The organism is Ruegeria sp. R8_1 (assembly GCF_017743815.1).
GTDB classification, from domain to species: Bacteria; Pseudomonadota; Alphaproteobacteria; order Rhodobacterales; family Rhodobacteraceae; genus Ruegeria; species Ruegeria lacuscaerulensis_A.
Genome location: NZ_JAGHRL010000004.1, coordinates 188,440 through 210,982, shown reverse-complemented (window position 1 = coordinate 210,982; position 22,543 = coordinate 188,440). Strand labels below are relative to the sequence as shown.

The window sequence follows — 22,543 nt, the reverse complement described above, 5'->3', positions numbered from 1 at the left end:
TCAGGACGGTGTAGGTTCGGGGAACCGGGAGCGGGTTCTGTTCGCGAAGGCCACAAGCGACAGCATCACCGGAACCTCGACCAAAACGCCAACAACGGTCGCAAGCGCCGCCCCTGAGTTCAGACCAAACAGGCTGATGGCGACGGCGACGGCCAGTTCGAAGAAATTGGACGTGCCGATCATGGCGCACGGGGCGGCGATACGATGCGGAACCTTCAGCGCGTAAGCTGCGCCATAGGCCAGGGCGAAGATGCCATAGCTCTGGATCAGGATCGGTACTGCAATCAGGACAATCACAAGCGGCTTGGCCAGGATCGTCTGTCCTTGCAGGCCGAACAGGATGACGACCGTGGCAATCAACCCCAGGATGGACCACGGTTTAACGCGGGCCGAGAACGCCTCAATCGCTTGTTTAGAGCCTAGCTTGCGTCGTGTGATCAGCCCTGCGATCAAGGGCAAAACAACATAGAGCACCGTCGCCAGAACCAGTGTTTGCCAGGGAACCGCGATATCAGTGACCCCCAACAGAAACGCCACAATAGGGGCAAACACCACCACCATGATCAGGTCGTTGACCGAGACCTGCACCAGTGTATAGGTCGCGTCCCCCTTGGTCAGTTGCGACCAGACAAACACCATCGCCGTACAGGGCGCTGCACCCAGCAAGATCAGACCGGCGGTGTATTGTGCGGCGTCCTCGGGGTGTATCCACGGGGCGAAAACGTAGTCAAAAAACAGTACAGCCAAGAGGGCCATGGTGAAGGGTTTGATCAACCAGTTCACCACGAGCGTCACGATCAGTCCCTTGGGTTGGCGGGCAACACCGGCTACGGCTCCGAAATCGACTCCGACCATCATTGGGTAGACCATGGCCCAGATCAGCACCGCGACAACCAGATTGACGCTTGCCACCTCGGCCGAGGCGACCAGGCCCACCAGCCCGGGCGCGGCGAGTCCGATCAAGACGCCGCCGATCATCGCCAGCGCAACCCAGATGGTCAGGTATCTTTCAAAGACGCTCATGCATGTGCCTCGTGGGTTTGGTCGGTCAGCTTGCCGGATGTCAACGCGGCAAGCGCGACCATTGCCGCGGCTGTACCCAGGACCAAAGGTAAGCCTCCGACTTGGTAGGTAAGGCCGGATAGGACGGTGCCCACAAGGCGTCCTGTGGCATTGGCCATGTAGTAGAAACCGACGTCCATAGTGACCCGCTCGGATTTGGTGAAGGCCAATATCAAGTAGGAATGCAGGGACGAGTTCACTGCAAAGATCGCTCCGAAAGCCAAAAGACCCAAAACCAGTGTCACGGTTAGCCATGTTTGCGGCCCGTCCGAGATCAGTACCGCTACCGTCAGCGTCGCAGGAATGCAGAACAGTACAGCAGCCCAGGTGCGAGCGGCTTTTATCAAGTCGCTCTCGGTACGGTCCGCGGCCCTCAGGATTTTCGGCGCGCTGGCTTGGACCGCGCCGTACAGTATGACCCAGACGGCCATGAACGTACCGATCATGAAAAAGGCCGCGCGGTTGCCTTCTTCCGTGCCATCCGACAGGACGGCGTAAAAGTATATCGGTATGCCGACCACAAACCACACATCGCGTGCGCCAAACAGAAAAACCCGCGCCGCCGATAGCCAGTTGACGTTGGGCGATTTCGAGAAGACCTCGGAGAACTTGGCTCCTTTGCGCCCTTTGGGTAGGCCGGGCGGCATAAAACGAATGACGGCGAACAGGATCACGGCCAGAACAGCGGCCATGACAAAGATCGCTGTCATAAAGCCCATTGTGACCAGCATGATCGCGCCAAGCAAAAAGCCCACCCCTTTGACCGCGTTTTTGGACCCGGTGAGGATGGCAACCCAGCGAAACAACCCTCCGCCCGACGTGGGGGCCAGCAGTTTGACGGCGGATTTCGAAGACATTTTGGCCAGATCCTTGGCCACGCCGCTGGCACCCTGTACAGCCATCACGAAGGCGACCGAGGTGGCGACGCTCCAATGCGGGTCCAGAAACGTCATTGTCAGCAATGCTGCGATCTGTATCCCCAGACCTGCATAAAGCGTTGAGGTCAGCCCGAATCGCGCAGCGATCCAACCTGCTGACAGATTGGTCACCATCCCGGCGACTTCATACAGAACAAACAGATAAGCCAACTGAACCGGCGAGAACCCTATGGTATGAAAGTGCAGCAGCACCAACATCCGCAGGGCTCCGTCGGTCAGCATAAAGGCCCAATAGGCCGCCGTGACCGCGATATAGGCCGACAGTCCCTCGGGCCGCTCGGTCACAGCGCGTTCCCCACCATCAGCGCCACATCCACCAGACGGTGCGCATAGCCCATTTCATTGTCATACCACGCATAGATCTTTACCTGCGTCCCGTTCACCACCATGGTCGAGGGCGCATCGACAATCGAAGACCGTTCGTCATTGGTGTAATCGGTGGATACCAGCGGGCGCGTCTCATAGCCCAGAATACCTTTCAGCTCACCCTCGGCGGCGGCTTTGAAAAAGGCGTTGACCTCTTCGACGGTGGTTTCACGTTCCACCTCAAACACGCAATCGGTCAGCGAGGCGTTCAGCAAAGGCACCCGAACGGCGTGGCCGTTCAAACGACCCTTCAGTTCCGGGTAGATCAGCGTGATCGCCGTGGCCGAGCCAGTCGTGGTCGGGATCAGCGAGTTCAAGGCCGAGCGCGCACGCCGCAGGTCTTTGGCGGGGCGGTCCACGATGGTTTGGGTGTTGGTCACATCGTGGATCGTGGTCATCGAACCGTGGCGGATGCCCAGATTGTCATGGATAACTTTGACAACCGGGGCCAGACAATTGGTGGTGCAGGACGCCGCGGTGACGATGTGATGGGCTGTGGGGTCATAAGTGCTTTCATTCACGCCCATCACGATATTGGCCGTGGGGCCGTCCTTGACCGGGGCCGAGACGACAACCTTCTTTACCCCCGCCTCAAAATAGGGGGCCAGTTTGGCTTCGGTCTTGAAAACGCCGGTGCAGTCGATCACCACATCCACACCGTCCAGAGGCAGGTCGGACAAGTCTTTGGTGCCAATGAACGGCAAACGCGTTCCATCGATCGTCACGCTGTCGGCATCATGGGCGAATTCCGCATCCCAGCGGCCGTGAACCGTGTCGAATTCCAACAGATGCGCGTGCATCTCGGGGTCGCCAACACCGTCGTTGATCCAAGCGATCTTGGCGCCCTTTTCCAGCAAGGGCTTCAGAATCAGTTTTCCGATCCGGCCAAGGCCGTTTACCGCGTAAGTGGTCATTTCATATCCTCAACGGGGGTTCTGCCGATATCATCCACGGCGGTTTGCAAAGCGATCCGGTCCAGGCTTTCGACCGGCAGAGAGGTAAACGCCTCGATCCGGCGCTTCAGCGCGCCATAGGCGTTCTGGAAGGCCAGACTTTTCTCGGCGTCCGTGCCTGTGGCTTTGACCGGGTCGACCATGCCCCAATGGCCGCTGATCGGCTGGCCTTCCCAGGCGGGACACTCCTCGTTGGCGGCCTGATTGCAAACGGTGAAGACAAAATCCATCTCGGGCGCGCCATCGGCTGCAAATTCGGACATATGCTTGGACCGCAGCACTGAGGTGTCGTGCCCTTTGTCGCTCAGTACCTGAACGGCAAATGGGTTGAGCTGCGATGTGGGCTGCGTTCCGGCCGAATAGACGTTGAAGCGATCCCCTCCCAACGTGCGCAGAATGGATTCGGCAAAGATCGAGCGGGCGGAATTGCCCACGCATAAAAACAAAACGTTGTATTTGCGATCCGGCATAGTCTCGGGTCCTTGTGAAAACGGCATACAGATATCGGGCCGGCCCCTGCAGCAATCGTTCAGCAAGAAGTCCAGCATGTGCTGCACATTCGTCATCTCGATCGAATAGAGCAGCGACGTCCCTGACCGTTCCTGCCGCACCAGCCCCACGCGTTGCAGCGCGTTCAGGTAATTCGACAGGGTGCTGGGTTTGATATCCAGCTCGGACGCGAGCTCACCCGCTGGAACAGTGTCAGGATATCGTCGCATGAGCATGCGAAACACCATCAAGCGTTGCGGGTGACCCAGGGTGGCCAGTTTGTCAGTTGTCTCATTTATCATAATTCATGAAATATCGAAATAATAGAAAAACGGCAACCAGCGATCAGCAGTGTCGTAAAAATTTCACAAAACAGACCGGGGTTTTGGGCGCTGCAAGCACGGCTAAAAGCCCTGCCGAACAAGTCTTGCACGTCAGGGCGAGACGGTTTAAACGGTCCCCCGCTGCCTCAATAGCTCAGCTGGTAGAGCAGGTCCTTCGTAAGGACAAGGTCGGGGGTTCGAGTCCCTCTTGAGGCACCATTTTCCGCAAAAACAAAGATTAGGCGCGTTTTTCGCCGATTGTCGCCACGCCCAGAATCGAGAGCACTTTGGCCTCGATCTGCTCGGCATTCATCCCGGCCACTGCGTACATATCCGCCGGGCTGGCCTGATCGATGAAGATATCGGGCAATACCATTGAACGATATTTCAGGCCGTCATCAAACACGCCCTCGTCCGCCAGCAGCTGTGCCACATGGCTACCAAAACCGCCGATTGCGCCTTCTTCGATGGTGATCAGCGCCTCGTGATTGGCGGCCAGATCCAGAATCAGGTCCCGGTCCAAAGGCTTGGCGAAACGCGCATCGGCGATGGTCGGGGTGATGCCTTTGGCGGCAAGCGCCTCGGCCGCCTTTTGCACTTCGGCCAGACGAGTGCCGAAGGATAGCAGCGCGACGCGCGCGCCGGTTTGGATAATTCGGCCTTTGCCGATTTCCAGAACCTCGCCGCGTTCGGGCAGGTCTACACCGACGCCCTCACCACGCGGATAGCGGAAGGCGATGGGGCCGTCGTTATGCGCGGCGGCGGTGGCGACCATGTGCATCAGCTCCGCCTCATCCGAGGCGGCCATCACCACAATGCCCGGCAGGTTGGACAGATAAGCGACGTCGAACGATCCCGCATGTGTCGCGCCATCGGCCCCCACAAGCCCCGCGCGGTCGATAGCGAACCGGACCGGCAGGCGCTGAATGGCCACGTCATGCACCACCTGATCATAGCCGCGCTGCAGGAAAGTCGAATACATCGCACAGAAGGGCTTCATCCCGCCCGCAGCCAGCGCGGCGGCAAAGGTCACGCCGTGCTGTTCAGCAATCGCGACGTCGAAACAGCGCGACGGGTAGCGTTCCGCAAACAGGTTCAACCCGGTTCCATCCGGCATCGCAGCGGTCACAGCCACGATCTTGTCGTCGCGCCCGGCTTCCTCAACCAGCGTCTTGCCAAAGACCGAGGTATAGGACGGCGCGTTCGACGGTGCTTTGTGCTGTTTGCCGGTCACCACGTCGAATTTCGCGGTTGCATGCCCCTTGTCGCGGGCTTGCTCAGCTGGGGCATAGCCCTTGCCCTTTTTGGTCAGCACGTGGATCAGGATCGGCCCGGTCGCCCGCGCCTTGACCGTGCGCAGAACCGGCAGCAACTGCTCCATGTCATGCCCGTCGATGGGGCCGATATAGGAAAAGCCCAGTTCTTCGAAAAACGTGCCGCCCATGGCCATGCCCTTGAGCATCTCTTTGGCACGTTTCGCCCCTTCGCGGAAGGGTTCCGGCAATAGGGACACCGCGCCTTTGGCGGCGGCTTTCAGATCGTGGAACGGGGCTTCGGTATAAATCCGCGAGAGATAGCTGGACAGCGCACCAACCGGGGGCGCAATGCTCATCTCATTGTCGTTCAGGATCACGATCAGGCGTTTTTTCAGGTGGCCTGCGTTGTTCATCGCCTCGAATGCCATGCCTGCGGACATCGACCCATCGCCGATCACAGCAATCGCATCGCCCAACCCTTCGGGCGTGACACCGCCCAGATCGCGCGCGACGGAAAACCCAAGCGCGGCACTGATCGAGGTACTGGAATGGGCAGCCCCGAACGGGTCATAGGGGCTTTCGCTGCGCTTGGTGAACCCGCTCAGCCCGTCCTTCATGCGCAAGGTACGAATGCGGTCGCGCCGCTCGGTCAGGATTTTATGTGGATAGCACTGATGTCCCACATCCCAGATGATCTTATCGCGCGGCGTGTCAAAGACGGCATGCAGTGCCGTGGTCAGTTCGACCACACCCAGCCCAGCGCCCAGATGTCCCCCGGTGACAGACACGGCCGAGATGGTCTCGGCCCGCAGCTCATCCGCGACCTGTCGCAATTGCGTGTCCGAGAACTGCTTGAGGTCCGCAGGGCGGTTCACAAGGTCCAGCAGAGGCGTATTGGGGCGGTCAGACATTTGGCGCGTTCCTGGCTTAGCTGTCCCGGGCAATAACGAAGCGGGCGGCGTCCTTCAAGGTTTCAGCGGCAGGCCCATAGCCATCCAGCGCAGCACAGGCCTGATCCACCAGCTCCGCCGCGCGGGCCTTGGCGGCCTCCAACCCAAGCAGCGACACAAAGGTGGCCTTGCCCGCCTGTGCATCCTTCTGCAGGCGCTTCCCGGCCTTTTCGGCATCGCCCTCAACATCCAAGATGTCATCGGCAATCTGAAAGGCAAGGCCCAGAGCGCGGGCATATTGGCGCAGCGGGTCCGGGTCTGCCTGAGCCAGCCGTGCCCCCGCACAGGCCGACCATTCGATCAAAGCCCCGGTTTTGCCCGCCTGCAGCCGCGTGATCTGATCCAATTTCAGCGGGCTGGCCGCCGTTTCCGCCGCGATATCCAGTGCCTGCCCCAAAACCATCCCCTGCGCACCGCTGGCTTTGGCCAATGTTAGGGTCAAATCCGCGCGAATTGCGGCTTCACCCACCTCGGGACGCGCGCACAGCTCAAAGGCCAACGTCTGCAGAGCATCCCCGGCCAGAACGGCGGTGCCCTCATCCCATTTCACATGAACCGTCGGCCGCCCCCGGCGCAGGTCGTCATCATCCATGCAAGGCAGATCATCATGGACCAGCGAATACGCGTGCAGCGCCTCGATCGCCGCAGCTGGCCAAATCGCGCGATCGGCGTCGACCCCATGCAACCGCGCGCTTTCCAATACCAGAAATCCGCGCAGCCTTTTCCCACCCTCGGTGGCATAAGCCATCGCCCGGGTCACATTCAGATCGTCCAGCGCCCCCAGAACCGTATCGAAATGGCCCTGAATAAACGCCGCATCCTGCGCCAATCTGTCCCGAAACATTTACTGACCTTCGACAGGCGTAGTCCCGGTCGGCTGACCATTGGCGTCCAGCGTGATCGCGGCCACTTTTTCCTCGGCTCGTTTCAACTCATCCTCGCAGCGCTTCTTCAGCGCCGCCCCGCGTTCGTACAGCGCGATGGACTGGTCCAATGCAACATCGCCACGTTCCAGCTGGCCGACCACGGCCTCCAGCTCTTTCATGGCCTGTTCGAATGTCATCTGGTCGACGGGTGTCTCGGTCATTGGGCTGCCTTCATCAATTCTTCCACATGAGCACGGGTGGCTTCGGACAGGGCTCTCAGATCATACCCGCCCTCCAGAGTCGAGACGATACGACCGCCGCAAACTTCGCCTGCGATCTTACAGAGTTCGGAGGTGATCCATGCGAAATCATCTGTGGACCAGTTCAACTCTGCCAGCGGATCGTCCTGATGCGCGTCAAACCCGGCCGAGATGATTATCAGCTCAGGCCGAAACTCTCTGAGACGCGGAAAGGCCAGCGCGCGATAAGCTGCCCGCATCACCACCCCGCTTGATCCCGGAGGCAGGGGAATGTTCAAAACGGTATCAAATGTTCCGGTCTCATCAGGTCGGCCTGAACCCGGCCACAGGGGCATTTGTTGGCTGGTGATGACCAGAGCACGTTTTTCGTCCCACAACAGGTCCTGCGTGCCGTTACCGTGATGGACGTCGAAATCGAAAACGGCGACCCGTTTCAATCCGTGATGGTCCAGCGCATGTTTAGCGGCCAGCGCTGCATTACCGAAAACACAAAACCCCATTGCGGTGTCCGTTTCCGCGTGGTGGCCGGGCGGCCTAACCGCACAAAACGCATTTGGGGCCTCACCACCAAGCACCAAATCCACCGCACGAACAGCCGCGCCCGCCGCGCGGTAGGCGGCACTGACCGAGCCTGGGCACAGAAACGTATCGCCATCAACCTGACGGAACCCCTCGGTCGGAGCGGCACGGCGAATATCCTGAATATAGCTTTCGGGATGAATACGCAGCAAATCATCATCCGCAGCCAAGGGCGCAGTCTTGCGATCCAAATCCAATGGCTCCAAAGCGTGCAGAATATGCTCTAACCGCGCGACCCGTTCAGGATGGCCCTCGGGTGTTACATGTCCAAGGCAATCCGCATGAGTCAAAAGCGCAGTCTTCATCGGGATCCCATCTTCATCTGGCTACAAATATCCTCGCCGAAGGCATGAAATCGCCGCGCAGCGGCTCAATCAGTCCGGAGCCAACATGTAACCCGCGCCGCGTACAGTTTGCAAATACCGCGGCTGTTTGGGGTCTTGTTCGATTTTGCGCCGCAGCCGGGTGATCTGTACATCCACTGCGCGTTCCTGTGCCTGACCCTTGTCGCGGCCCAGATCTTCAACCAGTTTCGACCGGCTGATCGGCTCACCGGGCTGGGCCGAGAAAATCTTCATCAACTGGCTTTCCGTTGCGGTCAGGCGAACAGGTTCTTCGCCTTGCCACATCTCACCTTTTTCGACGTCGTACCGGATCGGACCCAGGGTCAGGATTTTGCTGACAGTCTCTTGTGCGGGCGTTTCGGGCATGCGCCGCAGAATGGCATTGATGCGAAGCAGCAGTTCCTTGGGCTCAAACGGCTTGGCCAGATAATCGTCTGCACCCGCCTCAAGCCCTGCAATGCGATGCTCGGTCTCGCCGCGGGCTGTCAACAACAGGATAGGCGTCGCATGGGTTTCGCGCAGCGCCTTTGTCAGGCTGACACCTTCTTCCCCTGGCATCATCACATCCAGCACGATCATGTCGAAATCCAACCCCGACAAAACCCGACGTGCATGGGCTGCATCCCGCGCCGCCGTAACCAAAAACCCGTTTCGCATCAAAAATTTCTTGAGCAGATCCCGAATACGTTCGTCATCGTCAACGATCAGCAGATGGGCGTCCATATCGCTCATGAGGTGGTATCCCGCAATTTCTTATATGCATGACGCATATCAGCATCCATCATGGCTTCAAGTACTTTACGAAACCCTGACACGGCCTCGGGGCCTGCATCTTTGTATGCGGCACGCATGCGCACGCGCTGGGCTTCTGATAGTTTCGCTTCCAGAGCTTCGCCTTCATGGGTTAGAAATAGGTGCCGTTCGCGTTTGTCCACTGTTCCAACGCGACTTTCGACCAAACCGTCCTCGATCAGCGTGCGCAAAACCCGGTTCAGAGACTGTTTTGTCACCCCCAATATGGCCAGCAGATTGTTAACCGTTGTCCCCGGCGCGCGGTTGATAAAGTGGATCGCGCGATGATGCGCGCGGCCATAGGCAAGGTCCGACAGAATGCGATCAGGATCCGCCGTGAACCCGCGATAGGCAAAAAACATCGCTTCGATCCCTTGCCGCAGTTGTTCATCCGTCAGAAACAACAGGCTTTCGCCGCCGAAAACCTGGGCGGGACGGGTGTCGGACATATCATGCCTCATGCGTTACTTCTGCCCGAGTTTATGTCAGCGTTATTGACATTCCAAGAGGAGACAGGTATCGAATCGCAGTTTTTGCGCAACTTTATGTCCGGTTCGGACTTAATTGACGCAATAATCGAAAATTTCGACCCGGTTCAGGAGGTTTCGCATGGCGGGGTATGATGATCGTGATGGTGTCATCTGGTTGGATGGCAAACTGGTTCCCTGGCGCGAGGCCAATGTCCATATCCTAACGCACGCAATGCATTATGCGTCCTCGGTCTTTGAAGGCGAACGCGCGTACAATGGCAAGATTTTCAAAAGCCGCGAACATTCCGAGCGCCTGATCGCCTCGGCTGAGGCGCTGGATATGCCGATGCCTTACACGTTGGACGAAATCGAAACCGCCAAGGAAGAGACTCTGAAAGCCAGCGGGCTGCAGGACGCTTATGTGCGTGTTCTTGTCTGGCGCGGCTCGGGTGAGGATATGGGTGTCGCGTCGGCTAAGAACCCTGTGCGGATGGCCGTGGCAGTCTGGCCCTGGGGTGCCTATTACGGCGACGCTAAGATGCAGGGTGCCAAGCTGGACATCGCGGAATGGAAACGCCCCAGCCCCGAAACCATCCCCGTCCACGCCAAGGCGGCGGGTCTTTACATGATATGCACCATCTCAAAGCATAAGGCCGAGGCCAAGGGCTGCTCGGATGCATTGTTCATGGATTACCGCGGTTATGTGGCCGAGGCGACCGGTGCGAACGTGTTTTTCGTCAAGGATGGTGAGGTTCACACCCCGCTGGCCGATTGTTTTCTGAACGGCATTACCCGCCAGACCGTGATTGGGATGCTGAAAGACAAGGGTCTGAATGTGATCGAACGTCACATCATGCCGGAAGAAATGGCCGAGTTCGAGCAATGCTGGCTGACCGGCACCGCAGCCGAGGTCACCCCGGTCGGGCAGATCGGCGACTACAGGTTCGAAGTGGGCGACATCACCCGCGAGATCGCTGCCGAGTACGAGGCGCTGGTCCGCGCCTGATCGCATCTGGTTCACAAGAAATCACACCCCCGCTTTGGCGGGGGTTTTTCTTTGCCCAGCGTTCAAGAGATTGTGCAGATCGTCCGGGCTGCTGGATGTTTTGGCAAACGGTTGTACGTTAGGTCTATGTTGGACCTTCTCAGCGATATCCTCACCCGCCTGTCTTTGCGCGGTACGTTTTATTTCCGCACCTCGTTCACGCCCCCTTTCGGGATCCAAGTCCCGGCCTTCGAAAATGTGGCACGGTTTCACTTTGTTCAGCGCGGTGAACTGAAGGTTTATGTCTCTAACACAGGCGAAATGTTGCGCCTGAAGCAAGGTGACCTGATCCTGATACCGCACGGCTCGCCCCATGCATTGCTGTGCAACGAGGTCAAGCCGCTGGACGCTCTGCCGCTAGAGCAGGTGCTTGAGGATGCCGGGTACAAGGGCGATGGAGTTTTGATCTATGGGGGTGAGGATAAAAGCCGCGATACACAACTGATCTGCGGGCATTTTTCGTTCTCAGGACCGCCGGGCCGTCAGGGCACCGGACATATGCTGATTGACCGGCTGCCCCCTTATATCCTGATCGAGAATTACGGCGAGGAAGCCGGGGCCTGGATCGAATCCACCCTGCGGATGATTGGGTCCGAGATTGGTGGAACGCGTATTGGCGGCGATTTAATCGCGCTGAAACTGTCCGAAGTTCTGTTTGCGCAGGCCATCCGCGCCCACCTGGAACATCAAAGCCCCAGCGAATCCGCGCTGGCCGGGTTTGCTGACCCGCGTGTGTCCCGCGCGCTGACGGCGTTTCATCAGGCGCCCGCGCAGGACTGGAGTGTTGAGAGCTTGGCGCGTGAGGCCGGAATGTCCCGCACCGCATTTGCGCAACTGTTTTCCGAGAAGATGGGGACAACTCCGATGCAATATCTGACCGATTGGCGGATGCAGATCGCTTGCCACGGTCTGACTGAAAACCGGTGGAATGTGGCGGATGCGGCGGCCGAAGTAGGATATGCATCCGAGGCAGCCTTTTCCCGCGTCTTCAAGAAACAGATCGGTCTGTCGCCGGCAGCATATCGGTCAATTCATTGATGTCCTGATTTCTGGACGATCTGCGGTTTTTTACGGACGATCCGGACTGAAACGTACAGGCTTTCCGACCTACCTTGGAGCCATACCAAGCAAGGAAAGGAAATATAATGTCTGTTCGTTTCGTTACGCGCAATATCCATGCCTATCTGGACTATCCCGTCGCTATCGCCCTGATGACGCTGCCTTTTCTTTTGGGGCTGGGTCAATCCAATCCGTTGGCGCTGTGGCTATCGGTCGTCACTGGCGCTGCCGCTTTTGTGCTGACCGTTCTGACCGACCATCACCTGGGGATCTGGCGCGTCTTACCCTATAAATTTCATCTGGCCGTGGATCTTCTGGTCGGAGTGACCTTTCTGGCTGCGCCCAGCCTGTTTGGGTTTTCGGGCCTGGATGCGGTATTCTACTGGTTAAACGGCGCTGCGGTGGTCGCCGTCATCTCGCTCAGCACGCCGGAAGAGAGTGTGACAGCGTGAATGCGTTATCCACAAGTGTCACAATATCATCGTGATACTTTCAAAAATCTGAGCCGCTTGTTTTACAAACAGGCGGCTCACTGCCGCTCACCAATCGCGTGGTCCCTAAGGGCCACCAGACAGGAGAGCCCAAATGACCCGAATCTTACGCCCCAACCGCCGAGCCTTTCTGGCTGGCAGCACCGCCTTCGCCGCATCATTGTCCATGCCAGCCATCAGCCGCGCATCCTCGCGCCCGGTTTTCACCCACGGCGTTCAGTCGGGTGATGTTGACACCACCTCTGGTATGATCTGGACCCGCACGGATCGTCCCGCCCGCGTGATGATGGAAGTTTCCACTACCGAGAGCTTTGCTGATGCGCGCAAATTGACTCCGATGGATGCAATCCCCAACAGTGATCTGGCCGTTAAGCGACTGGTCGATGGGCTGCCGTCGGATCAGGATATCTTTTACCGTTTTGTGGCCGCCGATTTGCACGACATCAACGCCGTATCAGAGCCTATTGTTGGCCAATTCCGCACTGCACCGACCTCACGCCGGAATATCCGTTTTGCCTGGTCGGGTGATACGGCCGGTCAAGGCTGGGGGATAGACGACGACGGAATGCGCACCTACGCCACCATGGCGCAGCACAAGCCAGATTTCTTCATCCACTCGGGCGACACGATTTATGCCGATGGTCCGATGCAGGATGAGGTCGTCAAGGATGATCAACTGATCTGGAAAAACACCACCCTGATTGACGAGAAACGTAAAGTGGCTGAAACGCTGGACGAATTCCGTGGTCAGTGGAAATACAACATGATGGACGAGCATGTGCGCGCCATGAACGCCGTCTGCCCGACCTTCTTTCAGTGGGATGACCATGAGGTCGTGAACAACTGGTCGGATGCGAAAGACCTGATCTCGGACGACCGCTATACCGAGAAGTCGGTGCACGTGCTGCAATCCCGTGCCGCCCGCGCCTTCCACGAGATGACACCGCTGCGCATCACCCCGGCCGAGCCAGGGCGGGTGTATCGCAAGATTTCGTATGGGCCGATGCTGGACGTGTTCTTTTTGGACCTGCGCAGCTATCGCGGGCCGAATGGTGCCTCGATGGAGGATGAGATCACCGATCAGTCCCGCATTTTGGGGGCCGAGCAACTGGCTTGGCTGAAACGTGAACTGGCCGCATCCGAGGCGACGTGGAAGGTTATCGCGTCCGACATGCCGATTGGGTTGATCGTCTGGGACAACTGGCGGGAGCAAGCTGGGGCCGAAGCCATCGCAAACGGTGATAGCGGCCCCGCCAAAGGGCGCGAACTGGAGATTGCCGATCTGTTGCGGTTTGTCAAAACCGCCGGGATCACCAATACGGTTTGGTTCACGGCTGACGTCCACTATACCGCTGCGCACTACTATGACCCTAACAAAGCGCAATTTCAGGATTTCGAGCCGTTCTGGGAATTCGTCTCGGGCCCGCTGCACGCCGGAACATTTGGGCCGAACGCGTTGGATGGAACCTTTGGTCCCGAAGTCAAATTCGTCAAAGCCCCGACTGAAGATCAGGGTGCCAACCTGCCGCCCAGCGCTGGCCTTCAATTCTTTGGATTGGTGGATATCGACGGTGCAACCGAACAGATGACGGTACGCCTGATGGACCGCGCCGATACCGAGCTTTGGTCGATCACGCTGGACCCGAAGTCTCGCGCAATTTGATAGGATCAGAGCGCCCCAGACTTATGATCGGGGGCGCTCTGTCATTCCAACACTTAAAAATCCACGCCGCGCTGGGCTTTGATACCAGCTTGGAACGGGTGTTTCTCTTCCGTCATTTCCGTGACCAGATCTGCATAGTCTCGCAGGGCTTGCGGCGCGTCGCGGCCCGTCAGGAACACGCCAGTCTTGACTGCCCGTTCGTTCAGACCGTCAATCACCTGATCCACCGTCAGATATTCATAGCGCAGGGCGATGTTGATCTCATCGAGCACCACAAGGTCGTATTCGCCACTGGCCATCAAGGCCCGCGCTTTGTCAAAGGCCGCGTTGGCGGCGGCGATGTCACGCTCTCGGTCTTGCGTGTCCCAGGTAAAGCCCTCGCCCATCGTGTGCCATGTGACCAGATCGCGTTCCTCAAAGAAACGACGCTCGCCCGTTTTCCACTTGCCCTTGATGAACTGCACCACGGCCACTTTCTGACCCCAGCCAAGCGCCCTGATCACCACACCAAACGCAGCCGAGGATTTGCCCTTGCCCTTGCCTGTGTTGATTAGGACCAGCCCGCGATCCGGGTCTACGGCCTCGGATACTTTCTTGCGGTGCTGGGCCTGCACCTTCTGCATCTTTTCCTTGTGATCCTGCGCGTCACTCATGAGAGGAACCTTTCATTCTGTTGCGCCCAACCTAAGTGAAGTTCGGCAAAGGTAAAGATCAGGTCTTGGGATCGGTTGCAGATTGGGCTTTATTGCGTTCCAAGCCCAGCTGACGTTCGCGTAGGATAACCACAACGTTGCCCGCAATTACCAAAGTGGCACCGATCAACATGACGAGTGTGGGCAGTTCGTCGAACCAAACGTAACCGATAACCACAGCAAACAGCATTGTTGAATAGTCGTAAGGCGCCAGCATGGACGCCTGCGCGAACTTGTAAGACGTCGTCACCAAAATCTGAGCAACACCGCCTGTTATTCCTATAACCGCCAGTATCAGAGTCTGTTCAAGGGTTGGTGTCGTCCAGCCCCATAAGGCCGTAAAGGACGATAAAAGGGTTGCTGTCAGTGAAAAGTAAAAGGCCACGGCGGCGGGGTGATCGACCTGCACCAATTGTCGGATGTGGATTTGTACAAATCCACGCGCCATCGTCGCAACCAAAACGCAAAGCGCTCCGATCGCCGCTGTGCTTTCCATGTTGTTGCCGCCCAGCCGGGGCCAGATCATGATCAATACGCCGAGCAGCCCAAGACTGACTGCACCGATGCGGATCATACGAATACGTTCGCCCAACATGAAGGCCGCTAGAATCAGGGTGAAGATCGGTGTGGCATACCCAATCGCCGTAACCTCAGGCAGGGGTAGTAAAGCCAGTCCGGTGAAGGTTAGTCCCATGGCTGACGTTCCCAGAACCCCTCGCCAGAAATGCCCCATGGGTTTTCTGGTGATTAGCCCTTGTGCCAGTTCTCCGCGCCAAAGCAGCCAGCCAACGACAACCGGTATCGCAAAAAGTGATCGGAAGAACACGATTTCGCCGGGTGGAAAGTCATCCGACACCGCCTTGACCACTGCAGCCATCGCCGTGAACAGGAACAAAGCGCCCAGCTTCAGACCCACCGCCAGGACGGGTCGATGCGATGTTAAGGATTTCGCCATGGGCCGGACCCTGCGCCTTTAGTCGGCAAAGATCAACGGGTGGCCTCGCCGTTTATCCATGTATTGGGTAAGTCACTGCCGATTTCTTCGGCGAAGTCTTCCAGAAACCGGATCATCCGCGCGGTACGGCGTTTTGCAATCTGCCGTCCGGATTCGGTGAGCATATCGTCGGACAAGTTCAGCAGTTTCACTTTCCAATGGTCCAGTGAAAAGTGCAGATCATCCAGCGTGCGATCAGCTGCAAAGGGATCAGCTGCATCATACAGAGTGCGCCCTAAAGCGCCCGAGACCGAGAAGTTCCGTGCAATCCCGATGGCGCCCAATGCGTCCAGCCTGTCGGCGTCGCGTAGAATGCGGGCCTCGGGCGTTTCGGGCGGAATATTTGCCGAAAAGCTATGCGCCTCAATGGCATGTTTGGTGGCGTCGATCTGGGCGCGGCTATAACCAAAATTCCCAAGAATAGGCTCTGATTCCAGCGCGGATTTACGTGAGGCTAAATGGCGATCCGGATCATCTTTGGGCAGGTTTACCAGATCGTGCAGATAGCTGGCTGCCAGCAGAACAGTCATATCTGTCCGGTCATCAGAAATGGCCTGTGCGTTCACCCAGACGCGGTCCAGATGGGCCAGATCATGGGCCGGGTCTGTTTCCATGCGCTGCGCGACGACGCCGCGCAAGCGGCCGCGCAGGTCAGCCGATATGTCCACGGTTTTCTCCGATCTGACCGCGATGCAGCAGCAGATGATCAAGGATCACACAGGCCATCATCGCCTCGCCCACCGGCACGGCGCGGATGCCGACGCAGGGATCGTGGCGGCCTTTGGTGATGATCTCGGTTTCCTCACCAGATTTGGTGATCGTCTTGCGCGTCGTCAGAATGGAGGAGGTCGGCTTGACCGCAAACCGCACAACGATGTCCTGTCCGGTCGAGATGCCGCCTAGAATACCGCCCGCGTGGTTCGAGCTGTATTGTGGGCCGTTCTGACCCATGAAAATCTCATCGGCGTTGGCCTCACCGGTCAGTTCTGCGGCGGCCATGCCTTCGCCGATTTCGACGCCTTTGACGGCGTTGATCGACATCATCGCTGCGGCCAGATCAGTGTCTAACTTGGCGTAAACCGGCGCGCCGATCCCTGCGGGGACGCCGCGCGCGACGACTTCGACCACAGCGCCAACCGAGTTGCCGGATTTGCGCAGATCATCCAGATAGGCGGCCCAGTCGTCAGCGGCTTGGGCGTCGGGAGTCCAGAACGGGTTCTGTTCGATCTGCGACCAGTCGAAATTGGCGCGGTCGACCTTGTGCGGCCCGATCTGGGTCATATAGCCGGTGATCTGCACATTGGGCGCGATCTGTTTGATCGCCTCGCGCGCCAACCCTCCGGCAGCGACGCGCGACGCGGTTTCACGGGCCGAGCTACGCCCGCCGCCGCGATAGTCGCGGATGCCGTATTTCTGCCAATAGGTGATATCAGCGTGGCCCGGACGGAACTTGTCTATGATATCGCCGTAGTCTTTCGAGCGTTGATCGGTGTTCTCGATCATCAACTGAACGGGCGTGCCGGTAGTTTGACCTTCGAACACACCGGACAGGATTTTCACCTGATCGGGCTCACGGCGCTGGGTCGTGAACTTGTTCTGACCGGGTTTGCGCTTGTCCAGCCAGTGCTGGATCATACCCTCGTCGATCGCAACGCCCGGAGGGCAGCCATCCACCGTCGCCCCCAAAGCGGGCCCGTGGCTTTCACCCCAGGTGGTGACGCGGAAGAGGTGTCCGAAACTGTTCATCGACATGGGGCGTGCTCCTTTGAGGGTTGTGATTAGCGGGGAGAGCCCTTGGCCTCAAGCGGATTTGCGGTTGGGGCGGGGTGCGCTGCCCGGTGGGCAGCGCGTTTGAGTATTTGTGAAAAGATGAAGATCAGGCCGCCTGCGCAACTTTTGCGCGGGTTTCGGTGATTTTGAGGGCGGCCTGCGCGGCCTCGCGTCCTTTTTCCACGAAATGCGCGCGGTAGATCGCATTGTGGTGGTCGGTTTCCTGATATTGGTGCGGCGTCAGCGAGACCGACAGGACCGGAACGCCCGTGTCCATTCCCGCGCGCATCAACCCGTCGACCACGGCCTGTGCCACGAAATCATGCCGATAGATACCGCCATCCACCACAAAAGCGGCACAGGCGATAGCCGCATAGCGCCCGGTTTGCGCCAGGTCGCGGGCCAGCAGGGGCATTTCAAACGCGCCGGGGACGTCAAACACGTCGATTTGGTCGGCGGGGATAAGTTGCTGGAACCCTTCCAGCGCCTGATCAACGATATCGGAATGCCAGTTGGCTTTGACGAAAGCATAGCGGGTGTGTGTCATCATGATCTCCTTAGCAAAACAGACACGTCACCCAAGGCGATCACGAGCAGCCGCGCCGAGGGGCACGCTGCACGTTCTCTTTCATCCGGACTGTAACCGTCGGCTCTGGCTTCTCACCAGATCTGCTTGTCATCCTTTGGTGGTTCCACAATTTATCCGAAAACCGGTTCCCACTTTTCGGATCGTGGACACTTCGGGACCGCTCGCGGGCTTACGGGTCAGCGCCCGCATACCGCCGGTGGGGAATTTCACCCCGCCCTGAGAACGACGCGGACCTTGCCAAGATCGCTGCGAATCTGCAAGGCGTTCCGTTAGGAGATTTGATATGCACCCAAACCCGGCTTTCCGCTCTCAAGATCAGGCCCTGAGTGTCGAATTTGCCCGAGCGCGGGCCTTTGGCCTATTGGCGCTGTCCACCGAATGCGCGCCGTTGATCAGTCATGTGCCTTTCCTGCTGAGCGAAGATGGCAGGGTCGCAGAATTGCATCTTGTGCGGTCGAATCCGATTGTCCGCGCGCTGACAGTCCCGCGCGCGGCGAAAATCGCCGTCACCGGGCCGGATGGCTATGTCTCACCCGATTGGTACGGGGTCGAAGATCAGGTGCCTACGTGGAACTATGTCGCCGTTCACTTGACGGGAAAGTTGGAACTGCGGCCGCATGATGAATTGCGGGACCTTCTGGACCGTCAGTCGGCTTTTTATGAGCAGCGGTTGTTGCCTAAACCACCTTGGACAACCGGCAAGATGACCCCTGATGCACTGGACCGGATGATGCGCATGATCGTGCCGTGCCGGATGCAGGTCAGCGATATTCAGGGCACATGGAAGCTGAACCAGAACAAACCCGAAGCCGTGCGCTTGGCTGCAGCGGATCAGGTGGCAGAGGGAATCGGTTCAGAGCTTTCGAGGCTGACCGCGCTGATGCGGGGTCAGCGCTAGGGTCAGTCGCTGAACGTCGCCAGGTAGGCCGCGATGTCCTCGGCCCCCTTTTTCAGCTTTACGCTCATGTTGGGACGGGCCGTTTCATCGTCGAGATAGTCTTTGATAAAGCGAATCGGATCTTTCGAATAAGCGGCGATGTTGTCCTCGGTCCAGACCAACCCTTGCTGACCGGCGAGGATCATGTCGTCGGTGAACATTCCGATCGGCAGCCGTTCACTGCCATTCAGGTAGTCGGTTTCGGTACCCGCTGTGCGACCGACAACACCAAAGAGATTCGGTCCGGTGATTCCTCCTTTGACCAAAACCTCACCATCCTTGATGATCGCGTGGCAAGAGGAACACCTGTTGTAAAGCGCCTCGCCCTTGGCTGGATCTCCGGCCGCGAGGGCCTGTGTCGATAGTGACAAAGCGAAAAGCAGCGTGATCCGAGAAGTCTGTGGCATGGGAAAAGTCCTGCTAAAAGTTGTCCTGACCCGCGCCTTCGTGCATTCGCGTGCCAAGTGCAATCAAATTCCGAGCGCATAGGGGCATTCTGAAATATCTATTTTTAATTCAATAATTTATACGCTCTGAATTTAGCTGAAGTTGAAGAAAATAAGGCAAGAATTGGGAATATTCTTGAAAGTTTGGCCTCTTCGATTTCTGCTTTGTAAAGCCTGACGGTTCGCGCGCGAACCTGCCCGTTATTGGCGCGAATCACCTGAGCAGAGACATGTCCCTGGTGCCCGAATCCTTTGGCTAAAATCAGCTCCAACCTTGAAAAAAGTACCTGACGTAGTGACATGAATGCCCAGATGCGGCGTAGTGCGCGCCTATGACCGCTGGACGAACCGATTTCTCCCGGCTAGATAGCCGCGATGAGACGCCGCTTTGATGCGGTGCTGATGCATGTTTGCCCGGTATCCTCCGGGCGCCGGAATCGGAGAAAACCTCGTGTCCCACGCAGAAGACAACGAAGGCACCCGCAGAGATTTCCTCTACTACGTCGCTGGCGGCGCAGGTGTCGTTGCGACGGGTGCAGCCGTATGGCCCCTGATCAACCAAATGAATCCCTCGGCAGACGTTCAGGCGCTGTCCTCGATCCGTGTGGACGTGAGCGGCGTTGAGCCGGGGACGCAGCTGACTGTGAAGTGGCTGGGTAAACCCGTCTTTATCCGTCACCGCACCGGTGCCGAGATCCAAGAGGCCAAAGAGCAGGACGCCGAAGGTCTGGATGCGCTGCCCGATCCGCTGGCGCGCAACTTCAACCAACCGGCTGATGCGCCCGCGACCGACGAAAACCGCGTGATGCCGTCGCCCGAGGGTGAAGCCCCCGGTGCCTGGCTGGTTCAGATGGGCGTATGTACGCACCTGGGCTGTGTGCCGCTGGGTGATGCCGGTGACTTTGGCGGCTGGTTCTGCCCCTGCCACGGTTCGCACTATGACCTTGCCGGTCGTATCCGTAAGGGTCCCGCGCCTGAAAACCTGCCCGTTCCGCCCGCTGAGTGGACGGACAACAGCACCATCAAACTCGGCTAAGGGAGACCCAGATGTCCGGAATTCCCCACGATCATTACGAGCCGAAGACAAACGGCGAGAAGTGGCTGAACAGCCGCCTGCCCATCGTCGGCCTGATTTACGACACCATCATGATCCCCACCCCCAAGAACCTGAACTGGTGGTGGATCTGGGGCATCGTCCTGGCGTTCTGCCTGGCGCTGCAAATCGTCACCGGTATCGTTCTGGTGATGCACTACACCCCGCATGTTGATCTGGCCTTTGCCAGCATCGAACACATCATGCGCAACGTGAATGGCGGCTATATGCTGCGCTATCTGCACATGAATGGCGCGTCGCTGTTCTTTGTTGCGGTTTACATCCACATCTTCCGTGGCCTGTTCTACGGCTCGTACAAAGCCCCGCGTGAAATCACGTGGATCATCGGTATGCTGATCTACCTGATGATGATGGGTACTGCCTTCATGGGCTATGTTCTGCCCTGGGGTCAGATGTCCTTCTGGGGTGCAACCGTGATCACCGGCCTGTTTGGTGCGATCCCCTTTGTTGGCGACGCGATCCAGACCTGGCTGCTGGGCGGACCTGCGGTGGATAACGCCACGCTGAACCGCTTTTTCTCGCTGCACTACCTGCTGCCGTTTGTCATTGCGGCGCTGGTCATCGTGCATATCTGGGCCTTCCACACCACCGGCAACAACAACCCCACAGGTGTTGAAGTTCGCCGCACGTCGAAAGCCGATGCCGAGAAAGACACGCTGCCCTTCTGGCCCTACTTTGTGATCAAGGACCTGTTTGCGCTGGCCGTGATCCTTGTCGTGTTCTGGGCGGTTGTGGGCTTCATGCCGAACTATCTGGGCCACCCCGACAACTACATCGAAGCCAACCCGCTGGTCACACCTGCTCACATCGTGCCCGAATGGTACTTCCTGCCGTTCTACGCGATCCTGCGTGCCTTCACCGGCGAGGTCTGGGTTGTGCAATTCGCCAGCTTCATCACCGGCGGCATCATCGACGCCAAGTTCTTTGGTGTGATCGCGATGTTCGGTGCGATCCTGGCGATGGCGCTTGCACCCTGGCTGGACACCTCGACCGTGCGTTCGGGCAAATACCGTCCGATGTTCAAATGGTGGTTCTACCTGCTGATCGTCGACTTCTTTGCCTTGATGTGGTTGGGTGCGATGCCCGCCGAGGAGCCCTATGCGACCTTCTCGCTGATCGCGTCCGCCTACTGGTTCGCCTATTTCTTCGTGATCCTGCCGATCCTTGGTGTGATCGAGAAACCTCTGGCCCAGCCCGAGACCATCGAAGAAGACTTCAACGCGCATTATGGCAAGGCTGACGCCGAAGCCACGCCGGCCGAGTAAGAAGAGGGACCGGAAACATGTTCAAGAAACTTGCAATCGGTGCCGCGTTTGCCCTTGCCCTCACCCCTGCTGCGTCCTTCGCGGCAGGTGGCGGCGAGCAGCATATCGAGGACTTCAGCTTTTCATTCGAGGGGCCGTTTGGCACCTGGGACAAGAACCAGCTTCAACGCGGTCTTCAGGTCTATACCGAAGTCTGTGCGGCTTGCCACGGTCTGCAATATGTACCTCTGCGTGATCTGGAAGCGTTGGGATATTCGGAAGAAGAAGTCATCGCCTATTCGGCAGAGAATTTCGAAGTATTCGATCCGGAACTGGATGATTTCCGCCCTGCGATCCCAACCGATCACTTCCCGGCCAACACTGGCGTTGGCGCACCGGACCTGAGCCTGATGGCCAAGGCCCGTGCCGGATTCCACGGCCCTTACGGTCTGGGGATCAACCAGTTCTTCAAAGGCATGGGTGGAGCTGAATACATCGCGTCCCTGCTGGATGGCTATACCGGTGAGGAAAAGGAAGAGGCAGGCACCGTTCTCTATGAGAACAAAGCCTTCCCCGGCGGCTGGATCTCGATGGCACCGCCGCTGTCCGAGGACCAGGTGGAGTTCGCTGACGGCCACTCGGCGTCAGTTGAGGCCATGTCCGAGGATATCGCTGCCTTCCTGATGTGGACGGCTGAACCGAAGATGATGGAGCGCAAGTATTCCGGCTTTGTCGGCGTGATCTTCCTGTCGGTTCTGTCGGTGCTGCTGTATCTGGTGAACAAACGCCTGTGGGCCGGTGTCAAAGGCAAGCGTCAGCACTAAGGCTTTTGCATCGCTGAAATTGAAAAC

At 58.2% G+C, this 22,543-nt stretch carries 25 protein-coding genes, 1 tRNA gene and 1 riboswitch; of the genes, 9 read left to right on the top strand and 17 right to left on the bottom strand.

The annotated features are described in order from the left end of the window. From arsB to J7380_RS11315, 4 genes are read right to left on the bottom strand one after another with little or no spacing between them, the layout of a single operon-like run. Complete coding sequence (gene arsB, locus J7380_RS11330; protein WP_209195845.1) at positions 1-1,023, bottom strand: ACR3 family arsenite efflux transporter; 1,023 nt, start codon at positions 1,021-1,023, stop codon at positions 1-3. Then, a complete protein-coding gene (gene arsJ / locus J7380_RS11325) occupies positions 1,020-2,285 on the bottom strand; it encodes an organoarsenical effux MFS transporter ArsJ (RefSeq protein WP_209195844.1) in 1,266 nt (421 codons plus the stop codon). Before arsJ ends, arsB begins: the two co-directional genes overlap by 4 nt. Beyond that, on the bottom strand, positions 2,282-3,280 hold the full coding sequence (locus tag J7380_RS11320; RefSeq protein WP_209195843.1) for an ArsJ-associated glyceraldehyde-3-phosphate dehydrogenase: 999 nt from the start codon (positions 3,278-3,280) through the stop codon (positions 2,282-2,284). Before J7380_RS11320 ends, arsJ begins: the two co-directional genes overlap by 4 nt. Further along, entirely contained in the window at positions 3,277-4,110 is an 834-nt protein-coding gene (locus tag J7380_RS11315; RefSeq protein ID WP_209195842.1) for a helix-turn-helix domain-containing protein, read from the bottom strand. The genes J7380_RS11320 and J7380_RS11315 overlap by 4 nt, the downstream gene beginning before the upstream one ends. Positions 4,111-4,274: 164 nt before the next feature. Here J7380_RS11315 and J7380_RS11310 point away from each other — a divergent pair. After that, positions 4,275-4,350, top strand: a tRNA-Thr gene (locus J7380_RS11310). Positions 4,351-4,369: 19 nt separating this feature from the next. On the opposite strand, the gene dxs is transcribed toward J7380_RS11310, so the two are convergent. The 6 genes from dxs to J7380_RS11280 form a co-directional block, all read right to left on the bottom strand. Further along, entirely contained in the window at positions 4,370-6,298 is a 1,929-nt protein-coding gene (gene dxs, locus J7380_RS11305; protein ID WP_209195841.1) for a 1-deoxy-D-xylulose-5-phosphate synthase, read from the bottom strand. Between the two features lie 16 nt (positions 6,299-6,314). Further along, entirely contained in the window at positions 6,315-7,181 is an 867-nt protein-coding gene (locus J7380_RS11300; protein ID WP_209195840.1) for a polyprenyl synthetase family protein, read from the bottom strand. Next, positions 7,182-7,424 (bottom strand): exodeoxyribonuclease VII small subunit, encoded by a 243-nt coding sequence (locus J7380_RS11295; protein WP_209195839.1) that lies wholly within the window; start codon positions 7,422-7,424, stop codon positions 7,182-7,184. Continuing rightward, positions 7,421-8,347 (bottom strand): histone deacetylase family protein, encoded by a 927-nt coding sequence (locus J7380_RS11290; protein ID WP_209195838.1) that lies wholly within the window; start codon positions 8,345-8,347, stop codon positions 7,421-7,423. The genes J7380_RS11295 and J7380_RS11290 overlap by 4 nt, the downstream gene beginning before the upstream one ends. Positions 8,348-8,416: 69 nt before the next feature. After that, positions 8,417-9,118 (bottom strand): response regulator, encoded by a 702-nt coding sequence (locus J7380_RS11285; protein WP_209195837.1) that lies wholly within the window; start codon positions 9,116-9,118, stop codon positions 8,417-8,419. After that, entirely contained in the window at positions 9,115-9,627 is a 513-nt protein-coding gene (locus J7380_RS11280) for a MarR family transcriptional regulator (protein WP_170755434.1), read from the bottom strand. The genes J7380_RS11285 and J7380_RS11280 overlap by 4 nt, the downstream gene beginning before the upstream one ends. 160 nt (positions 9,628-9,787) lie before the next feature. Between J7380_RS11280 and J7380_RS11275 the strand changes: the two genes are divergently transcribed. The 4 genes from J7380_RS11275 (at position 9,788) to J7380_RS11260 (ending at position 13,906) form a co-directional block, all read left to right on the top strand. Beyond that, positions 9,788-10,654, top strand: a complete 867-nt coding sequence (locus J7380_RS11275; protein WP_209195836.1) for a branched-chain amino acid aminotransferase — start codon at positions 9,788-9,790, stop codon at positions 10,652-10,654. A 126-nt stretch (positions 10,655-10,780) separates the two neighbouring features. Further along, entirely contained in the window at positions 10,781-11,731 is a 951-nt protein-coding gene (locus J7380_RS11270; protein WP_209195835.1) for an AraC family transcriptional regulator, read from the top strand. A 107-nt stretch (positions 11,732-11,838) separates the two neighbouring features. Further along, positions 11,839-12,204 (top strand): hypothetical protein, encoded by a 366-nt coding sequence (locus J7380_RS11265; RefSeq protein ID WP_209195834.1) that lies wholly within the window; start codon positions 11,839-11,841, stop codon positions 12,202-12,204. A 133-nt stretch (positions 12,205-12,337) separates the two neighbouring features. Then, entirely contained in the window at positions 12,338-13,906 is a 1,569-nt protein-coding gene (locus J7380_RS11260; RefSeq protein ID WP_209195833.1) for an alkaline phosphatase, read from the top strand. A gap of 53 nt (positions 13,907-13,959) precedes the next feature. Here the strand turns inward: J7380_RS11260 and cobO are convergent, their stop codons facing one another. The 5 genes from cobO to J7380_RS11235 all read right to left on the bottom strand — a co-directional run bounded on the left by cobO (position 13,960) and on the right by J7380_RS11235 (position 17,909). Continuing rightward, a complete protein-coding gene (gene cobO / locus J7380_RS11255; RefSeq protein WP_209195832.1) occupies positions 13,960-14,559 on the bottom strand; it encodes a cob(I)yrinic acid a,c-diamide adenosyltransferase in 600 nt (199 codons plus the stop codon). Between the two features lie 58 nt (positions 14,560-14,617). Then, complete coding sequence (locus J7380_RS11250) at positions 14,618-15,553, bottom strand: DMT family transporter (protein WP_209195831.1); 936 nt, start codon at positions 15,551-15,553, stop codon at positions 14,618-14,620. 32 nt (positions 15,554-15,585) lie between these two features. Then, the gene (locus tag J7380_RS11245) at positions 15,586-16,260 is read right to left on the bottom strand and encodes an HD domain-containing protein (protein WP_209195830.1); all 675 of its coding nucleotides are present in this window, start codon (positions 16,258-16,260) and stop codon (positions 15,586-15,588) included. Then, complete coding sequence (aroC, locus tag J7380_RS11240) at positions 16,244-17,344, bottom strand: chorismate synthase (protein WP_209195829.1); 1,101 nt, start codon at positions 17,342-17,344, stop codon at positions 16,244-16,246. The genes J7380_RS11245 and aroC overlap by 17 nt, the downstream gene beginning before the upstream one ends. A 124-nt stretch (positions 17,345-17,468) precedes the next feature. Continuing rightward, entirely contained in the window at positions 17,469-17,909 is a 441-nt protein-coding gene (locus tag J7380_RS11235) for a 6,7-dimethyl-8-ribityllumazine synthase (RefSeq protein WP_209195828.1), read from the bottom strand. Positions 17,910-17,978: 69 nt separating this feature from the next. After that, positions 17,979-18,179: riboswitch (FMN riboswitch) on the bottom strand. Positions 18,180-18,234: 55 nt separating this feature from the next. Between J7380_RS11235 and J7380_RS11230 the strand changes: the two genes are divergently transcribed. Further along, complete coding sequence (locus J7380_RS11230; RefSeq protein WP_209195827.1) at positions 18,235-18,849, top strand: FMN-binding negative transcriptional regulator; 615 nt, start codon at positions 18,235-18,237, stop codon at positions 18,847-18,849. A gap of 2 nt (positions 18,850-18,851) precedes the next feature. Here J7380_RS11230 and J7380_RS11225 read toward each other — a convergent pair whose 3' ends face one another. Beyond that, a complete protein-coding gene (locus J7380_RS11225) occupies positions 18,852-19,295 on the bottom strand; it encodes a cytochrome C (RefSeq protein ID WP_209195826.1) in 444 nt (147 codons plus the stop codon). 104 nt (positions 19,296-19,399) lie between these two features. Continuing rightward, positions 19,400-19,636 carry a hypothetical protein gene (locus tag J7380_RS11220; RefSeq protein WP_209195825.1) on the bottom strand — a complete coding sequence of 79 codons (237 nt, stop codon included), beginning with the start codon at positions 19,634-19,636 and terminating at the stop codon, positions 19,400-19,402. A gap of 149 nt (positions 19,637-19,785) precedes the next feature. Here J7380_RS11220 and petA point away from each other — a divergent pair, with 149 nt between their 5' ends. Genes petA through J7380_RS11205 form a run of 3 tightly spaced genes read left to right on the top strand, consistent with a single transcriptional unit; the run spans position 19,786 to position 22,516 of the window. Beyond that, positions 19,786-20,370, top strand: coding sequence for a ubiquinol-cytochrome c reductase iron-sulfur subunit (petA, locus tag J7380_RS11215; RefSeq protein WP_170355724.1), 585 nt, complete (start codon positions 19,786-19,788; stop codon positions 20,368-20,370). Between the two features lie 11 nt (positions 20,371-20,381). Then, positions 20,382-21,713 (top strand): cytochrome b, encoded by a 1,332-nt coding sequence (gene petB / locus J7380_RS11210; protein ID WP_209195824.1) that lies wholly within the window; start codon positions 20,382-20,384, stop codon positions 21,711-21,713. Between the two features lie 17 nt (positions 21,714-21,730). After that, positions 21,731-22,516, top strand: coding sequence for a cytochrome c1 (locus J7380_RS11205; RefSeq protein ID WP_170355726.1), 786 nt, complete (start codon positions 21,731-21,733; stop codon positions 22,514-22,516). The last annotated feature ends 27 nt before the right edge of the window (positions 22,517-22,543 follow it).

What these genes read in the sequence shown, in the direction of transcription:
- arsB (WP_209195845.1), bottom strand. Translation starts at nt 1,023, where the DNA reads ATGAGCGTCTTTGAAAGATACCTGACCATCTGGGTTGCGCTGGCGATG.
- J7380_RS11320 (WP_209195843.1), bottom strand. Translation starts at nt 3,280, where the DNA reads ATGACCACTTACGCGGTAAACGGCCTTGGCCGGATCGGAAAACTGATT.
- J7380_RS11315 (WP_209195842.1), bottom strand. Translation starts at nt 4,110, where the DNA reads ATGATAAATGAGACAACTGACAAACTGGCCACCCTGGGTCACCCGCAA.
- dxs (WP_209195841.1), bottom strand. Translation starts at nt 6,298, where the DNA reads ATGTCTGACCGCCCCAATACGCCTCTGCTGGACCTTGTGAACCGCCCT.
- J7380_RS11300 (WP_209195840.1), bottom strand. Translation starts at nt 7,181, where the DNA reads ATGTTTCGGGACAGATTGGCGCAGGATGCGGCGTTTATTCAGGGCCAT.
- J7380_RS11295 (WP_209195839.1), bottom strand. Translation starts at nt 7,424, where the DNA reads ATGACCGAGACACCCGTCGACCAGATGACATTCGAACAGGCCATGAAA.
- J7380_RS11290 (WP_209195838.1), bottom strand. Translation starts at nt 8,347, where the DNA reads ATGAAGACTGCGCTTTTGACTCATGCGGATTGCCTTGGACATGTAACA.
- J7380_RS11285 (WP_209195837.1), bottom strand. Translation starts at nt 9,118, where the DNA reads ATGAGCGATATGGACGCCCATCTGCTGATCGTTGACGATGACGAACGT.
- J7380_RS11280 (WP_170755434.1), bottom strand. Translation starts at nt 9,627, where the DNA reads ATGTCCGACACCCGTCCCGCCCAGGTTTTCGGCGGCGAAAGCCTGTTG.
- J7380_RS11275 (WP_209195836.1), top strand. Translation starts at nt 9,788, where the DNA reads ATGGCGGGGTATGATGATCGTGATGGTGTCATCTGGTTGGATGGCAAA.
- J7380_RS11270 (WP_209195835.1), top strand. Translation starts at nt 10,781, where the DNA reads ATGTTGGACCTTCTCAGCGATATCCTCACCCGCCTGTCTTTGCGCGGT.
- J7380_RS11265 (WP_209195834.1), top strand. Translation starts at nt 11,839, where the DNA reads ATGTCTGTTCGTTTCGTTACGCGCAATATCCATGCCTATCTGGACTAT.
- J7380_RS11260 (WP_209195833.1), top strand. Translation starts at nt 12,338, where the DNA reads ATGACCCGAATCTTACGCCCCAACCGCCGAGCCTTTCTGGCTGGCAGC.
- cobO (WP_209195832.1), bottom strand. Translation starts at nt 14,559, where the DNA reads ATGAGTGACGCGCAGGATCACAAGGAAAAGATGCAGAAGGTGCAGGCC.
- J7380_RS11250 (WP_209195831.1), bottom strand. Translation starts at nt 15,553, where the DNA reads ATGGCGAAATCCTTAACATCGCATCGACCCGTCCTGGCGGTGGGTCTG.
- aroC (WP_209195829.1), bottom strand. Translation starts at nt 17,344, where the DNA reads ATGTCGATGAACAGTTTCGGACACCTCTTCCGCGTCACCACCTGGGGT.
- J7380_RS11235 (WP_209195828.1), bottom strand. Translation starts at nt 17,909, where the DNA reads ATGACACACACCCGCTATGCTTTCGTCAAAGCCAACTGGCATTCCGAT.
- J7380_RS11230 (WP_209195827.1), top strand. Translation starts at nt 18,235, where the DNA reads ATGCACCCAAACCCGGCTTTCCGCTCTCAAGATCAGGCCCTGAGTGTC.
- J7380_RS11225 (WP_209195826.1), bottom strand. Translation starts at nt 19,295, where the DNA reads ATGCCACAGACTTCTCGGATCACGCTGCTTTTCGCTTTGTCACTATCG.
- J7380_RS11220 (WP_209195825.1), bottom strand. Translation starts at nt 19,636, where the DNA reads ATGTCACTACGTCAGGTACTTTTTTCAAGGTTGGAGCTGATTTTAGCC.
- petB (WP_209195824.1), top strand. Translation starts at nt 20,382, where the DNA reads ATGTCCGGAATTCCCCACGATCATTACGAGCCGAAGACAAACGGCGAG.
- J7380_RS11205 (WP_170355726.1), top strand. Translation starts at nt 21,731, where the DNA reads ATGTTCAAGAAACTTGCAATCGGTGCCGCGTTTGCCCTTGCCCTCACC.